Raw genomic sequence first — 15386 nt, forward strand, 5'->3', positions numbered from 1 at the left:
TTTTTCCGACAGTCCGCTTCATGGTCAAAGCAACAGAACTATTGCGTGAAAGTCAATTGGGGCTGAAAGAGATGGCTACGCGGGTGGGCTATGAATCGGAAGTATCTTTTAGCAAAGCGTTCAAGCGGTGCGCTGGCGTTGTCCTAAGTTTCTATCGGCAGCAATACGCTTCATAAGTCCTGAATCATTCATGTTTTGATTCAAAGTCAGCCAAATTTACAGCACTGGTGACTTGAACCGCCAAGGCATGAGCCGTCTTGATGGGGGAGACGGCAATGACATTCTCGATGGGAGAGATGGCAATGACTACCTCAACGATGGAGTCGGAAGGTTTAACGGCTATTCTTTCAAGTTAGAGAGCGTTTCTGGAAGGGGCGATCGCTCTTTTACAGGATAATTTTTCTGCTCGATCAAGCGCTGCAATTCTTTAACACGCCTACCGGGTGCTGGATGGGTGGTTAAGAAATCAAAATTCACACCTTTTTGACGACTCATTCGGGCAAAAAAGTCGGTTGCTCCTGCTACATGACCGTAAGTATTTTGTAGTAAAGTAAGTCCAAACTCATCGGCTTGAGATTCTTGAGACTGAGAAAATTGGGAATTGCTGACAGCTTCAACTCCAGAAGCAGCAACTGATGATAGTCCACCCGCATCCCCAAAAATGGTAGCGATCGCGATCGGGAAAATCAGCTGGCGCACTAAACTGCGTAAATGATCGCGATGGGCAAAATGTCCCAACTCATGTCCCAACACCATCATCAGCTCATTTTCAGATTCGATTTGCTTGAGCAACCCCGCGTAGATGATTATGCGATCGCCCGGTAAAGCTAGAGCATTCACCGTATCACCTGGCAAATATAGCACTCGATAATCCCGCTCTTGTCTCACCTCCTGCGACAATTTTGTTTCCAGCTTATCTAACAGCTGATTCAATGTCTCTTGAGTCGGTGACGGTTTAGCCAACTGTTCGTAAGCCGGAACAATTACCGCACCCAGTTGTTTTTCCACACTGGGAGGAATCACCCATACCAGGCTATTAATCAGCAACCCCAACAGCCAAATAACACCCACAATAAAACCAATAAATAACCCCAGAATTATGAGCAGTTGGCGGTTACTTGGGGGCGGATTGCGATTAATAGGTGTTGCTGTTGAGGGAAGTTCAGAAGACATAAGATTAATTCTTAGTACGGTGCAATGACACTTACAAAAGCCGAAAATTAACTTTTAGGTTGGGTTGAACGATAGTGAACCCTACAACTCTCTTAGATTAGCTAGTAGGTTGGGTTGAGGAACGAAACCCAACCTACTAGCACGTCTCAATTGAGTCCGCGCAGGCGGACTTTGTTTGTGTAGCCGCGATTTCCTTTTCTCCTGGTATTTTTGCAAAACTGGGATGTACCCGGTGAGGCTCCAAGAGCGCAACCTACGTTTTCAAGTAAGTGCTGCATACACACCGTATTTTTTTATTAATCACTACTCTTAACTGGACGAAACGGATTCAAGAAATTAATCAGCGCATAAAGCTCCCGTGACTGAATCCATAAACGTCCGTTACCCTGAAAGCGACATACTAATCCTTCACCACCTAAAATTCCAGTTCTCAACCCTTTAAATGACAAACCCCCTAACATCTCAACTTTGTATTGTAAGGAATCTTCAAACGCTACAATGTAGCCAGTATCTACTACATAATCACCCGCCACTGGAATTTCTACAATTGCTCCATAAGAACTAAACCAGATATCACCTTGTCCAGTTGCGCGAAGTAAAAACAAGGACTCTCCACTAAAGAAGCCTTTAAAACCTTGAAACTTAGTATCGAGTTGAACTGTGGGACTAGCAGCAACAAATCCAGAAGATTGCACCATTAAACCATTACCATTCAGATAGTAATGTTGAATTTCTCCAGGGACTCCAGGCGAAACATACAGTTCTCCTGCTCTACCTTCAGCGGTGAATTCACTGATAAATAAAGATTCCCCACCCAGCATTCTACCAAGACCTTTCATTAAACCACCTTGCACCTTAGATTTCATTTTGATGCAAGAGTCCATCGCCGCCATTGCTCCTGATTCAACTAACACCGTTTGATTTGCCCTCAAGTCGAACCGTAGGGAAGCATATGCAGGAGAATGTTCGATTTCGTATTTTATTTCATTCATATTTTTAAATTGTTAATTATTTGTTATTTGTGAAGAATGACTAATGCTTATCGTGCTGGAAGCTGAGCGCCGACCAGTATACCAAAGGCACCAGGATTGTGAGTTTGGCAAAACACTTTACCTTGTCCTTTAAACCGACAAATGAAACCTTCGCCGCCCAAGAAAGAACCGATCAAACTAGAACTTGCTTTTTTTATTTCAAATGTCAGGCTTTTTTCAAAGGCAACAATATGTCCGGTGTCAACAATATATTCACCGTTTACTGATATTTCATAAATTGCCCCAAAGGAACTGAGAAGAACAGAACCCTTGCCAGTGACATCTAACCAAAAGATTGATTCGCCAGAAAATAAAGATTTAAAGCCTTGAAATCCCAAGTTAATATCAACATCTGATTCACTGGCTAGGTAAGAAGCAGACTGCACAACTAAGCCATCGCTAGTCATTTTATAAGGCAAAATATCGCCCATCAATTTTGGAGCCAGAGATATTTCACCCCCAGCAGTGGGAGAACGGAAGACACTTAAAAATAACGACTCGCCAGCCACCATGCGCTTGAGTCCGCCTAAGATTCCGCCGCCTTTTCCTTGGCGTAAAGTGGTGCTGGCATTGATGTAACCACTCATGGCAATCATTCTGCCAGCTTCTGCAACTAATTCTTCACCAGCACCTAAAGTAACGCGAGCGATCGCGCTGTCTGGTTGATGTAAAATTTCCACATTCATTTGGACAAAATCTCCTAAAATAGTTTTGAAGGTTGAATTTGATTTTTTAAAAACTCAAACAACCTTCAAAATTCAAAACTTTATTACCGTAATTTGGGGCTTAAATACCTAACTAATCCCCCAACACTGCGAGACTGTAAATAAATCTCCCCTTGACCAGTCAGACGGTTTACTAATCCTTCTCCCGACGTGACAGAACCAAGCAATCCCCCAGCTAACCCAATATTCATTTTGATTCCTGGTTCATAAGCAACTAAATGACCGCTATCTACTACAAATTCGCCATAAATACGTTTTTGAGTAATGCCACCATAAGCACCAAAGAACACTTGTCCCTGACCGTTTAACTTCAGCTTAAACAGTCCTTCTCCTGATAGCCAGCTCTTGAAACCTGCCCACTGTACTCCCATATTTACGCCTGGAGTATGGGCAATATAAGCACCGGGTTGGAAGCAAATTTCCCGTCCACCCCGTAAATCGATACAAACTATATCACCAATGGTGGATTGAGTTAAAACTAACTGCAATGGTTGCTGTGAATTGTTAGTAAAAACATTAACAAATAATGATTCTCCACCAAAGAATTTCTTTAACAATCCTGAGATGAAACCACCGGAAAACTCGGTTTTTATGGACAGTTGAGCATCCATACTGGTCATAGCTCCCGCCTCAGCGGTGAGGCTATCACCCGGATTCAAGGTGACAAAAACAGAGGCAAAGGCTGGTTTGTAACGAATTTCGTACTTCACCGATAAATCTCCTGCTTTTGGTGGATGCAGATATATACAAGTTTGGCAGAAGTTTTTCCGGTATCCAGATTTCTTAAGGAAAATAGATACATCTTAAAACAGGTTAAACGTGTAGCTGGTATCGCTCCCCAGTACAATCAAGTTATGACCCCTCAACCTAGAAAACAATTTGCTCAACACTGGCTGCGAAGCGACAAGGCGCTGAATCAAATTGTCGCCGCAGCTGCTTTATCGAAATGCGATCGCGTTCTGGAGATCGGCCCCGGTACTGGTATCCTGACTCGTCGCTTATTGCCCCTGGCTGAATCGGTTGTCGCTGTCGAAATTGACCGCGATTTGTGTCAACTGCTGGCTAAACAACTGGGTAAGGTAGAAAATTTTCTCCTTCTACAAGGCGATTTTCTTTCCCTCGATTTAGACGCTTCTTTAACTTCATTCCTAGCCTTCCAAAATCCAAATAAAGTTGTTGCCAATATCCCCTACAACATCACTGGCCCAATTTTGGAAAAATTGTTAGGTACAATTTCCCAACCCGCAGCCAAACCGTTTGATTCAATTGTGCTGCTGGTGCAGAAGGAAGTAGCACAAAGGCTGTATGCTAAACCTGGCTCGAAAGCATTTGGAGCTTTATCGGTGCGGGTGCAATATCTAGCAGAGTGCGAGTTAATTTGTATTGTGCCAGCAGGAGCGTTTCATCCGCCGCCCAAGGTTGATTCCGCGGTGGTGCGCCTGCGTCCGCGAATGACGGAACCACCAGCCGATGACCCCAAGCACCTAGAGACTTTGTTAAAGTTAGGCTTTGCCGAAAAGCGCAAAATGTTGCGAAATAATTTGAAAGGGATAGTAGAACGCGATCGCCTCACCCAATTACTGGAACAATTAGAAGTAAATCCCCAAGCCCGCGCCGAAGACTTAAGCGTTGCTCAATGGGTAGCCTTGAGTAACTTGGATCTTGCCTAACGACTAAAGTCGCCGCCATCCTTCCAGGGTGCGGGCATCCCTTACCGACGACACTATGCGTTCTTACTCCCTGATTTCCCCAGCCAAAATTAATCTCTACCTGGAAATTATCGGCGATCGCCCGGATGGTTATCACGAACTGGTAATGGTGCTGCAAAGCATCGGCTTAAGCGATCGCATAAATTTGCGATCGCTTAGCACCGACATCATCCGCGTCCAATGCGATCATCCCGAAGTGCCGCAAGACAAAAGTAATCTTGCTTACCGCGCGGCAGAATTGATGGCAGTAAAATTTCCCGAAGCCTTTGCCCAGTATGGCGGCGTTGAAATTGCCATAGAAAAACAAATCCCCGTAGGGGCTGGACTCGCTGGCGGATCTAGCAATGCCGCAGCTGTTATCGTCGGGATAGATTTGCTGTGGCATCTGGGACTCACTCAGTCGGAATTGCAAGAACTGGCTGCAAAAATTGGCTCAGATGTTCCTTTTTGTATCGCTGGCGGCACAGCACTGGCAACTGGGCGGGGTGAGGAACTTTCTCCTCTGCCAAACTTGGATCGTCTCTATGTCGTCTTGGGCAAATATCGCAATCTTGCGGTTTACACTCCTTGGGCTTACCAAACTTACCGACAGCAATATCTCAGTTCCTACGTTACGGATGCTGATAGTTTGGAGGCACGCAGGGAACGAGTACATTCTGGGCCAATGGTGCGAGCTATCTACAATAAAGATGGAGCAAAAATCGGTCAACTGCTGCACAATGACTTAGAGAAAGTCGTATTGCCAGAGTATCCCCAAGTATTGCGACTGCGGGAAGCTTTCATCAGTGCCGGTGTCTTGGGAACCATGATGTCGGGTTCCGGGCCAACAGTATTTGCACTCTGCGAAACAGAAGCCCAAGCACAACAGGTACAGCAGCAAGTTAGACAGTCAATTCTTGACCCCAATTTAGACTTGTGGGCAACTGCGGTAACAACTAACGGTATTCATGTTTCAACTTAAAATTTATGACTGACCCTACTCCTACACAAAATCCAGCTGTCCAACCAACCGAAACGCCAACGAGTCCTCTACGCTGTTTGACTGGGGCGTTGATTGCAGGAGGAATGGCATATTGCCTCTACTTGCTCACCGTCTCAATTTCTCAAACTTTTGCCGCTAAGCCTATTTCATCGGATAACGTTACTGCGATCAATATTGCGATCGCTGTTCGTACTCTCGTTGTTGGTATGAGCGCACTGGGAACGTGTATCTTTGGTTTAGTAACTCTTGGTCTTCTTGCCTTAGCTATTCAAATTACCTTTCAACGCCTGACAAACCGCACACCACCAACTCAATAGTATAAGTAGGTAGACATAATTCAACTTGAATAGCAAGGAGTCCCCTACCATATCTGTATTCGGATTGGTGGAGGGAGGCATTGCGCGTAAATTACGAAACGTCCTCCAACTAATATTCGCGCCCCCGGCGGATCAGGAAAGGAAGACAGTTAAGTAATTTACAATTTTCATCTATTGAAATATCCTGAGAGGATAAAGTTTTCCTTTCCCTAATTTTATTTGTTCTTTTTTGCACACCTTAAAAAAATATTTATTTATTCTTTATAATTGATGGTGAATGTTTCATCATTTCTTTAAAAATTATGCTAATAGATGATGACTAATAGCAGATGATAGTAATATAAGAAGCATTGAGTGGTTAACAGGGAAAATTAAGCTGAGATATTAGTAGGTTAACAGATGAAATCAAAGACGGCCAAAATAAACCGATCTTTGCCCCTCGCTAGTTAGAAGTTGAGCAGGGAAAAATTTTTATAAGTAAAATAACTTGACTGTAATCAAAGGGTGCAATAACTATGACGGTTTCCCATTGCCAGACAACAACTAAAAACCAGATGTATCTGCCCCAAATAGAGCAACCAGCAGAACTAATTGAGCAACTTTTGGCGATAGGGACAGCACTTTCGGGCAGTCAAGATTTAGGAGAATTACTAAATCTGATTTTATCTAAGAGTCGGGAGATTACTTGTAGCGATGCGGGAAGCGTTTATTTAATAGATCGAACTGGAGACACTCCCAAGTTGGTATTTAAGGTCGCCCAGAATGATTCTCGATCGAGCGATTCCTTTCGAGAGTTCTGCGTGCCGTTAACTCCAAAAAGTTTGGCGGGGTACGTGGCGCTGACGGGTGAAAGCTTAAATTTGCCAGATGCTTATAATTTACCTCCAGATGTTCCCTACCAGCTGGATCGCAGTTTTGACCGCAGTATTCCCTACCACACGCGCTCAGTGTTGGTGCTGCCAATGCAAGACGCTGAAGGAGAAATTATCGGGGTGCTTCAGCTGATCAATCGCAAAATTAATATTAACGCGGTTGTAACTCCGGAAAATGTGCGGGATGTTACTCAACCTTATTCGGCTTGGGAAGAATACGTTGTGCGAAGTCTTGCTTCTCAGGCGGCGATCTCTATTGAACGCAATCAATTACAAAAGAGTATTGAAAATCTGTTCGAGGGCTTTGTCAGAGCTTCTGTTCAGATTATTGAAGCGCGAGATCCCACAACATCGGGGCATTCTGAGCGAGTTGCAGACTTGGTGGTGCGTCTGGCTCAAGAAACGAGTACAGTCACCACAGGGCCATTGCGGTTGATTTATTTTAGCGATCGCCAAATCCAAGAAATTCGTTATGCAGCACTGTTGCATGACTTTGGCAAAGTAAGTACACCAGAAGCTATTTTAGGCAAGCAGAAAAAACTTTATCCAGCCCAGCTGGAGGTGATTCGTAACCGCTTTGCTGTAGCGCAGCGCACCTTAGAAATGGAATGCGCCCAGAGTAAGTTTAAATATTTAATTGAGCATCCCAGCCACCGCCACAATGATTCCGAAAACGTCTGTTCCCACTGCCAACAACTGCAACAATTAGATAGCCAAGTTGAAGATGCGATCGCTAAACTCAATGAATATTGGCAGCTATTACTAGAAGCAAACGAACCCCATATTCTAGCCCAAGAGCTTCCAGAACGACTCAGAGAGTTGTCTGAATACACCTATCAAGATGTAGATGGTGAGATGAAGCCGCTGATGTCACCTCCAGAATTGTCTCAACTTATGGTGCCTAGAGGTAATTTGACAACCGCAGAGCGCTCGATAATCGAAGCCCACGTCACCCACACCTACGAATTTCTCAAGCGGATTCCCTGGACAAAGCATCTAAAAAATGTTCCTCTGATTGCTGCTTTGCATCACGAAAAACTCGATGGTAGTGGCTATCCCCAAGCCTTAACACAGGCAGAAATTCCCATTCAAACCCAGATTTTGACGATTGCAGATATTTACGATGCACTCACAGCAAGCGATCGCCCTTATAAACGTCGATTGCCTGTTGAAAACGCGATCGCCATTCTCAGAGCAGAAGCAGCTCAAAGCAAAATCAACACCGATCTAGTCACCCTGTTCGAGCAACGCCATGTTTTTGCTGCTTTGGGTCACACCCTCTCAATTGAAGCTCATTCAGCAGCTTAGGGGCGAACACGGCGGTATTCAGCCTGGATCTGGCTCTCACGCCCCGAATCGCCATTTGGCAATTTTTGTCACATTTTCGCCCTAATTACCGAAAACTTGTTAATAACTAATGCCACAGACATCGCGCCTGTGCTACAGACTAATAATAATTGATGACTTTGCAATTCTTATCTTTAACCCAAATTTTCCCCACCTATTCCCCAACGTTTCCACAAAGCCGTTCAACTTTTTCCACAGGTTAAGAGAAGTTTTCCACAGGGTTTAACGGTCGGATCGGGTCTTGCAGTTCTAGTGGGGATTTTTAAAAAGATACTGACTCGCCTGGGATGGACTGAGTTTTAGTAAAGATAGGTAACAAAAAGCGACCGAAAAAGCTGATTCTCTCGTGAATATTTTTTTTGCGTACAGGTGACTGTAACATTTCGCAGCATTGACAGGGTGGGGAAGAGAAGCCGACAATGATGCGACAGTCAGTTGTCCGTAAGAGTTGAAACGTTTCAACTTTCCAACTCTTAGCTGACCACAGACCACAGACCACAGAAAGGAGTTCTATGAACGCAACAATCAGTATCCTGGCAGAAATCCCTGAAGAACTACACGAATCTCTCAAAAACTACCTAGAAACTCATCCTGATTGGGATCACGATCGCGTTTTTGCCGCAGCGCTGTCCCTATTCTTGCTGCAAAATGGTAATGGCAACAGCCCAGAAGCTTCGCAAAGTTATCGCAAAGCAGCACGGGTTTATCTGGAAACCCTTTTCCAGCATACAGTTTGAGAAATAGCGCTGGATCTAACAAAAACTTGTTGATATTGTCGGATTTGACTGTAGAGGACACGATTAATGGCTTATTTCTGGTATAAGGCTTTTCACATTGTCGGCTTTGTGGTCTGGTTTGCAGGCTTGTTTTACCTGGTACGTCTCTTTATCTATCACGTAGAGGCGGGTGAGCAGCCAGAACCTGCCCAAACGATTCTGAAGAATCAGTATCAGATTATGGAAAAACGCCTTTACAAAATCATCACGACACCAGGAATGATAGTGACGGTAGCGATGGCGATTGGTATCGTTACTACTGAACCTGAAGTTCTCAAGCAAACTTGGTTGCATATCAAACTCGGTTTGGTGGTTGTTTTAATTGGCTACCATCATTATTGTGGTCGTCTCCTCAAACAGTTAGCCGAAGATCGATGCACTTGGAGTAGTCAGCAGTTACGGGCTTTGAATGAAGCCCCTACTTTACTGCTAGTTGTAATTGTTTTGCTGGCTGTGTTTAAAAATAGTCTGCCTTTAGATATCACCACTTGGACGGTCGTGGGTTTAATTATTACTATGGCAGCTACTATTCAGTTGTATGCGAAAAAGCGTAAGCGGGATCAAGAAAAACTCCAGAATGAGGTTCCCCAACAAGAGGCGCAACAAACAATATAAAACGAGGGTGCGATCGCTACCGTTTAGTGATTACTAGCAATTGACAATGAACAATAGACAAATGACCGCTGATAACCCAGATGCAACACCCGCATTAGTAATTCCCCAGTTAATTGTTGGTTTGGGGAATCCAGAACCTAAGTATGACAAAACGCGGCACAACATTGGTTTTGATGCGGTTGATGTCCTGGCCCGTTCTTGGCAAATTCCTTTGAGTGAAAATCGCAAGTTCCAGGCGCAGTTTGGCGAAGGGCGCGGATTACACGGAGACAAGATAAGATTACTTAAGCCGCTCACTTACATGAATCTCTCAGGACAGGCAATTCGCGCTTGTGTTGATTGGTATAAGATTCCCCCAGAGTCGGTGCTGGTGATTTACGACGATATGGATTTACCTCTGGGGAAGATTCGCCTGCGCCTTTCGGGTTCGGCGGGCGGACACAACGGGATGAAGTCAGCGATTGCCCATCTCGGTAGTCAAGATTTCCCCCGTCTGCGGATCGGTATTGGCAAAACCAAAGCAGAACAGGACACGGTTGCTCACGTCCTGGGTAAATTTTCCTCTGCTGAAAATCAAGTTTTGTCTGATGTCCTGCAACTGGTAACTCAGTCAGTGGAAGTAAGCCTCAAGCAAGGGGTTGAGAAGGCTATGAGTCTTTTCAATAACCGCTCTGTTATCCCCAATTCGCCTTAGAAAACAATACGGTTCACCAAGAAGTTAAAATCCAAAACCTGTAACTATTCTTCAGTGAACCGTATTGCTTTTTGCCTTAAAAGAAGTCGCCTTAACGAAAACGTCTTGTTTTGCGGCGCGCAGCAGTTGCCTTGCGCTTACGCTTCTCTAGGGGAGTTTCAAAGTGCCGCCGATACCTTGCATCTGCTAATATCCCCGCTTTGGAGACTTGCCGCTTAAAGCGCCGCAGTGCTGATTCTATTCCTTCACTTTCACCTAAAACCACTTGGGTCATTATTGTTGATTCCTCGCTAATGTTGATTGATTGACTGTTAGTGTGAGTGTCACCCACGACCACTTGTTCTATGTTTTAATACCTGGGTCGCGGTTTTTGCTCCCTAGAGAAGCTTAGCGAAGCTGCTCTTAGTAGCCAAAGTCTTGCATTCTTCGGGTAAATCCGGCAGTGCCGTCTCCCGACTTTCCTACATACTTGCAGACCATTTCTGTAGTGTAGGTATTGATTTGAAGCTTTTTGCCTACTTTTTCTTTTACCCCACAAAGCGTTTAGCTCTAGCTTTGTAGCGGGTCTAGGACTTACAGGAGCAGCCCTACCTTATTCAGTCGGTTTTATCCTAAGATATCTCCACCCCCCAAAGGGCGATCGCACTTTAATCCAATCCGCCCTGAATTGCATTAATTTTACCACGAGCGCCCAGCATCCCATTTCACACCACATCTGGTGTTGTCGGCCAATGGCGGGCATATCTTTACACAATTTTGAGTCAACGCCGGGAAGAGAATTTTGGGCCCTCCGGGCCGCCCCGGCTTCCTGCCGGACGACCCCCACCCCCATCTTCACGGGGTTTGGCTTTATTCACTTTCAGGGTGCGGCCCATCCATTCTGCTCCATCTAAAGCTTCAATCGCAGCTTCTTCTTCAGCATCTGTTGCCATTTCAACAAACCCAAAGCCACGCATCCGCCCTGTTTCGCGATCCGTAGGCAATTGAACCCGTTTAACGGTTCCGTAGTCTGTAAATACAGATGTGAGGTCGTCTTGCGTAACTTCGTAGGATAGGTTCCCTACATATATCGACACGGAAATAACTCCAACATTCAATATTTTGAGAGACTCAGTTTCGGAGGTTTGCCTGCCGACACAGATAAATAAACTTGCTGTGCATTAAACAAAGCTTTCCGCCGATCCAGATTCACGAGCGATATTATAGCACAAACTATTTTATTACAATAAACTTAACCTGCCTACTTTGCAGGATTTAACAAAACTGGCGAGCGCTTTCGTGCGCCCGACCGAATAAAAAAATAACAAATCTGATTTTAAATTACATAATGTGGCTCAGACAGGAAACATCAGCATCCCCAAAGTGAAGACTCAAAGCCACATTCATATTTTCTAGAGATTTGACTAACCACGGTACACCATCCCTGGCGTAAGCTTCGTAGTGGTTAAAAAGAATTGAAAATCGCTTTTCTAAATAGGGCTTGACTTTGCGGCACAGTAGCACGATTTTCAAAAGCATACCGATTGTGCAAGTTGCCCCCAGGTTGGTAATCAGATCCACAAACACATAGTGATTCGGTCGCTGCGGACTTTCCACTACTAAGAAGTTCAAAATCTGGCTGCAAGTACGCACGATCAGAAATTCGCTGGGTCTTTGGCAATCGCTACTGGGCAAAGTGTTCTTTAGTTGGGCATACAGTCGGTCATTAAACTGACGTTTGCCATATTCAGGGTCAATAGAAGATGTCAAGTATTCGTATAAATCCCATTTAAAAGCTCTATACGAGGGTGTCTGGCTAGTGTGGGTAATAAAGCTTTGGGATAAATCCCGATAGGTATGGGAGCCTTCGACTTTGCCGACAAATTGCTTGAGAGCAACACCCAGTTCGCGATCGCTTAGTAACGTTGGATTATGTACTGGCTGTATAATTCGCTCAGCTCCGACTGGGGAAGTCTTACGTGACATTTGCGCTCGTCGCACTTGATAAGTCACATACTGAGACAGATCAACTTCAAAATCTCGCTGAATCCGAGACTGAATTGCCCTGACGGTTTGCTGATGTTCGTAAGAACTATCTTCACTCAGCAGGCAATGTTCGTATAAGTATGGATACCTGCGAATTAAGCTACCCAAAGGCTTAGAGCCATTGCCATTCGCCTCTGCCGCTTCAGTCATAACTTGAGCTAGGCGGCGCAGCGTCAGATATTGCTCCGTCTGGTTAAAAATCCTCACCAGTTCTCGGAACCGCCTTGCTGAGCGGGAGCGAACCGTTCCCACACTTGGAGGATGCTCAAATATATCTACCAAATCGGGGATAGACGCTTGGAGTTGCGGGTGCATCTGCCAGCGATTGATCAGAATGTGGCAGCAGCGATTGATAATAAACCGAAATTCCTGCTCAGCCTGCTTGGAACTAGCAATCCTCTCCAGAGCCATCCAAATTTTTGGCTCGGAGTATCCCACTCCATCCATAAATAGCTGACGAAATCGCTCGATCATCCGACTGGGTGACTCTTCTTGTACCCAGTGAAGCAGATGCTCGTAAAGCTGCTGCTCTTCAATGCTAGTTTGTCGATGGTAACAGTCTGTCCAGGTAGTCACGTCAAGAAAGCCCCCCTACGTGCAAATGTTAGGGCTAAGTGTATATTAGTTCCGTTAAGTCAGTGTAGATTGCAAATTGAACTGTGATGTAGTAGACGCTAGATAACAAGAGGCACCCTAAACAAAACCCTGATTTTGGGGGCTATACTCTATACTCCTATAAGCTAAGAGATTTTCGCCCAATTAGAGCATATCTTGACTAACTCTTTAAATGGCTCAGCAAATTTGCGGCAATATTATGAATTTTTTGTGAAGTAACTGTATAGTTTCCGCAAAGCATCAAGTTAACCTCTCAAAAATCTATATCTACGGTAGGTAGACCCAAGAGTGGCTGAATGTGATGTAAGTCACTGATAAAGATGCCTATTTTGTTGTGGTGCTGGGATTGGTGCATGATTAGGATTAATCTCATTGAAGTTTGAATTTAAGCTGTATGTCTTTTCACGTCCTCCTCTCGCAACTGGCTGAAATTATAGCGGCAGGTTCAGTAAACTTATCTGACGATCTCTTAGCGGCAGATGTTGCAGGGATTACAACCGACACACGCACTCTAAAAGCGGGAGAAGTGTTTGTGGCACTGCGTGGAGAGAAGTTTGATGGACATGAATTTGTGGAAACTGCCTTTAGAAAAGGTGCGATCGCTGTCATTACAGACTACAAAATGCCTGGGGCTATTCCGCAATTACACGTAAAAGACACGTTGACAGCATATCAGGCGATCGCTCGGTGGTGGCGATCGCAATTGAAAATACCAGTAATTGGCATAACTGGCTCCTGCGGTAAAACTACTACTAAAGAATTAGTTTCGGCAGTTTTGTCCTCTACCCAAGGGAATATTCATAAAACTTTATTCAATTACAACAATGAAATCGGCGTTCCCAAAACTTTATTAGAAATGTCACCGATTCATGACTATGCCGTAATTGAAATGGCGATGCGGGCAAAAGGTGAAATTGCACTGTTAACACAGATTGCGTGTCCGACAATTGGGGTAATTACTAATGTGGGTACAGCGCATATTGGGCGGCTGGGTTCAAAAGAAGCGATCGCACAAGCAAAATGTGAATTACTCGCTGAAATGCCCTCCAGCAGCATCGCTGTTCTTAACCACGACGACCGCCGCCTCATGGAAACAGCCGCCGGGGTTTGGCAAGGGCAAACCGTTACCTACGGTTTGGAAGGTGGAGACGTGCGCGGCGAGTTAATTGATAACGAGACATTATTGGTTGACGGGATGCGGCTACCTTTACCGTTACCGGGACGACACAATGCGTCTAATTTCCTAGCAGCCTTAGCGGTGGCTAAAATTCTCCAAGTAGACTGGACACCGTTTAAGGCTGGTTTGGCGGTTAATTTGCCTTCTGGGAGGGCGCAGCGCTACAATTTGCCCAACGACGTTGTAATTCTCGATGAAACTTACAATGCTGGCTTAGAATCTATGCTGGCAGCACTGCAATTGTTGGCAGAGACTCCGGGGAAAAGGCATATTGCAGTTTTGGGGACGATGAAGGAATTGGGAGAGCAAAGTCCCGAATTTCACTTCGCAGTTGGAGAGGCGGCGCGAAAGCTAAATCTCGACGCTTTGCTGATTTTGGTAGACGATAAAGAAGCAGAAGCGATCGCGCTTGGTGCTGCACCTTTACCAGCAGAGTGCTTTACAACACATCAAGCTATTGTAGAGCGTTTGAAAGAAATGGTAGAAGAAAGCGATCGCATCCTCTTCAAAGCCTCCCATTCCGTAGCACTCGATCGAGTTGTAAATCAGTTTCGTGCTGAATTTACTGCCTAATTAATATCATCCACCAAAATATCGTAAGGACACCCACAAGGGGTATCCGTCCCAAGCAAGGAGTCAATCTAAAGTGGCTAAGAAATTAGATCAAATCATTGTGGTTGATATTGAATCAACTTGCTGGGAAAAAAAACCACCAGAAGGGCAAGAAAGCGAAATCATCGAAATTGGTATTTGTCCGCTTGATGTCCCTTCTGGAGAAAGACTGGAAAAAGAAAGTATACTCGTGAAACCCGAACGCTCCCAAATAAGTGAATTTTGCACCAATTTAACAACTTTAACCCAAGAGCAAGTTAATCAAGGGCTACCCTTTGCAGAGGCTTGTTCAATTCTAAAAAAAAATACCTAACTCAGCAGCGAGTTTGGGCAAGCTACGGGGACTACGATAGAAACCAATTTCAAAAACAGTGCCAATCTCATTCTATAAAATATCCTTTTGGTTCCAGACACATCAATGTAAAAACACTTTTTAGCCTTATTCATACTTTGCCTGAAGAAGTAGGAATGGACATAGCCCTAGAAATATTGAAATTACCCCTTGAAGGAACTCATCATAGAGGAGGCGATGATGCTTGGAATATAGCCGCTATATTGTCAAGATTAGTATGACAAACAAGAAATGTTAATTAGCATTTTGATACACCACGTTTGAAGAGTTAATTCTTGTTCCCAGGCTCAGCCTAGGAACAAAAATAGACAATTTAAGAAATCATAGGCATAATAGCATTTGCTCCATTACAAAGCACTGCACC

The 15386-nt window shown here is 44.6% G+C and carries 16 protein-coding genes and 1 pseudogene; 10 read left to right on the forward strand and 7 right to left on the reverse strand.

Annotation, left to right across the window (positions count from 1 at the left end):
• The first annotated feature begins 20 nt into the window (after positions 1–20).
• Positions 21–176 (forward strand): helix-turn-helix domain-containing protein, encoded by a 156-nt coding sequence (locus tag H6F74_RS05420; RefSeq protein ID WP_190437404.1) that lies wholly within the window; start codon positions 21–23, stop codon positions 174–176.
• 163 nt (positions 177–339) lie between these two features.
• Here H6F74_RS05420 and H6F74_RS05425 read toward each other — a convergent pair whose 3' ends face one another.
• The 4 genes from H6F74_RS05425 to H6F74_RS05440 all read right to left on the reverse strand — a co-directional run bounded on the left by H6F74_RS05425 (position 340) and on the right by H6F74_RS05440 (position 3639).
• Entirely contained in the window at positions 340–1173 is an 834-nt protein-coding gene (locus H6F74_RS05425) for a M48 family metallopeptidase (RefSeq protein WP_190437406.1), read from the reverse strand.
• A gap of 296 nt (positions 1174–1469) precedes the next feature.
• Positions 1470–2165 carry a TIGR00266 family protein gene (locus H6F74_RS05430; protein WP_190437409.1) on the reverse strand — a complete coding sequence of 232 codons (696 nt, stop codon included), beginning with the start codon at positions 2163–2165 and terminating at the stop codon, positions 1470–1472.
• A gap of 47 nt (positions 2166–2212) precedes the next feature.
• On the reverse strand, positions 2213–2890 hold the full coding sequence (locus H6F74_RS05435) for a TIGR00266 family protein (RefSeq protein WP_190437412.1): 678 nt from the start codon (positions 2888–2890) through the stop codon (positions 2213–2215).
• A gap of 83 nt (positions 2891–2973) precedes the next feature.
• Positions 2974–3639, reverse strand: a complete 666-nt coding sequence (locus tag H6F74_RS05440; protein WP_190437414.1) for a TIGR00266 family protein — start codon at positions 3637–3639, stop codon at positions 2974–2976.
• A gap of 144 nt (positions 3640–3783) precedes the next feature.
• Between H6F74_RS05440 and rsmA the strand changes: the two genes are divergently transcribed.
• The 7 genes from rsmA to pth all read left to right on the forward strand — a co-directional run bounded on the left by rsmA (position 3784) and on the right by pth (position 10241).
• Positions 3784–4599: a 16S rRNA (adenine(1518)-N(6)/adenine(1519)-N(6))-dimethyltransferase RsmA gene (gene rsmA / locus H6F74_RS05445; protein ID WP_190437561.1), complete on the forward strand. Its 816-nt coding sequence runs from the start codon at positions 3784–3786 to the stop codon at positions 4597–4599.
• A gap of 55 nt (positions 4600–4654) precedes the next feature.
• Positions 4655–5599 carry a 4-(cytidine 5'-diphospho)-2-C-methyl-D-erythritol kinase gene (ispE, locus tag H6F74_RS05450; protein ID WP_190437418.1) on the forward strand — a complete coding sequence of 315 codons (945 nt, stop codon included), beginning with the start codon at positions 4655–4657 and terminating at the stop codon, positions 5597–5599.
• A 5-nt stretch (positions 5600–5604) separates the two neighbouring features.
• On the forward strand, positions 5605–5937 hold the full coding sequence (locus tag H6F74_RS05455; RefSeq protein WP_190437421.1) for a DUF3082 domain-containing protein: 333 nt from the start codon (positions 5605–5607) through the stop codon (positions 5935–5937).
• 554 nt (positions 5938–6491) lie between these two features.
• A complete protein-coding gene (locus tag H6F74_RS05460; RefSeq protein WP_347269479.1) occupies positions 6492–8117 on the forward strand; it encodes an HD domain-containing phosphohydrolase in 1626 nt (541 codons plus the stop codon).
• 551 nt (positions 8118–8668) lie between these two features.
• A complete protein-coding gene (locus tag H6F74_RS05465) occupies positions 8669–8893 on the forward strand; it encodes a DUF2811 domain-containing protein (protein WP_190427856.1) in 225 nt (74 codons plus the stop codon).
• Positions 8894–8959: 66 nt separating this feature from the next.
• Entirely contained in the window at positions 8960–9547 is a 588-nt protein-coding gene (gene hemJ / locus H6F74_RS05470) for a protoporphyrinogen oxidase HemJ (RefSeq protein WP_190437436.1), read from the forward strand.
• Between the two features lie 46 nt (positions 9548–9593).
• The gene (gene pth, locus H6F74_RS05475; protein ID WP_242017595.1) at positions 9594–10241 is read left to right on the forward strand and encodes an aminoacyl-tRNA hydrolase; all 648 of its coding nucleotides are present in this window, start codon (positions 9594–9596) and stop codon (positions 10239–10241) included.
• Between the two features lie 91 nt (positions 10242–10332).
• Here the strand turns inward: pth and rpsU are convergent, their stop codons facing one another.
• The 3 genes from rpsU to H6F74_RS05490 all read right to left on the reverse strand — a co-directional run bounded on the left by rpsU (position 10333) and on the right by H6F74_RS05490 (position 12842).
• Entirely contained in the window at positions 10333–10515 is a 183-nt protein-coding gene (gene rpsU, locus H6F74_RS05480) for a 30S ribosomal protein S21 (RefSeq protein ID WP_190437439.1), read from the reverse strand.
• A gap of 487 nt (positions 10516–11002) precedes the next feature.
• On the reverse strand, positions 11003–11317 hold the full coding sequence (locus H6F74_RS05485) for an RNA-binding protein (protein WP_190437441.1): 315 nt from the start codon (positions 11315–11317) through the stop codon (positions 11003–11005).
• Between the two features lie 244 nt (positions 11318–11561).
• A complete protein-coding gene (locus H6F74_RS05490) occupies positions 11562–12842 on the reverse strand; it encodes a hypothetical protein (protein WP_190437444.1) in 1281 nt (426 codons plus the stop codon).
• Between the two features lie 433 nt (positions 12843–13275).
• Between H6F74_RS05490 and murF the strand changes: the two genes are divergently transcribed.
• Together murF and H6F74_RS30870 are read left to right on the forward strand one after the other, a co-directional pair.
• On the forward strand, positions 13276–14631 hold the full coding sequence (murF, locus tag H6F74_RS05495) for a UDP-N-acetylmuramoyl-tripeptide--D-alanyl-D-alanine ligase (RefSeq protein ID WP_190437447.1): 1356 nt from the start codon (positions 13276–13278) through the stop codon (positions 14629–14631).
• A 73-nt stretch (positions 14632–14704) separates the two neighbouring features.
• Positions 14705–15243: pseudogene (locus tag H6F74_RS30870) on the forward strand (3'-5' exonuclease).
• Positions 15244–15386 lie beyond the last annotated feature (143 nt).

Origin of the sequence: Trichocoleus sp. FACHB-90, from assembly GCF_014695505.1 — a bacterium.
GTDB lineage: Bacteria > Cyanobacteriota > Cyanobacteriia > Cyanobacteriales > FACHB-T130 > Funiculus > Funiculus sociatus.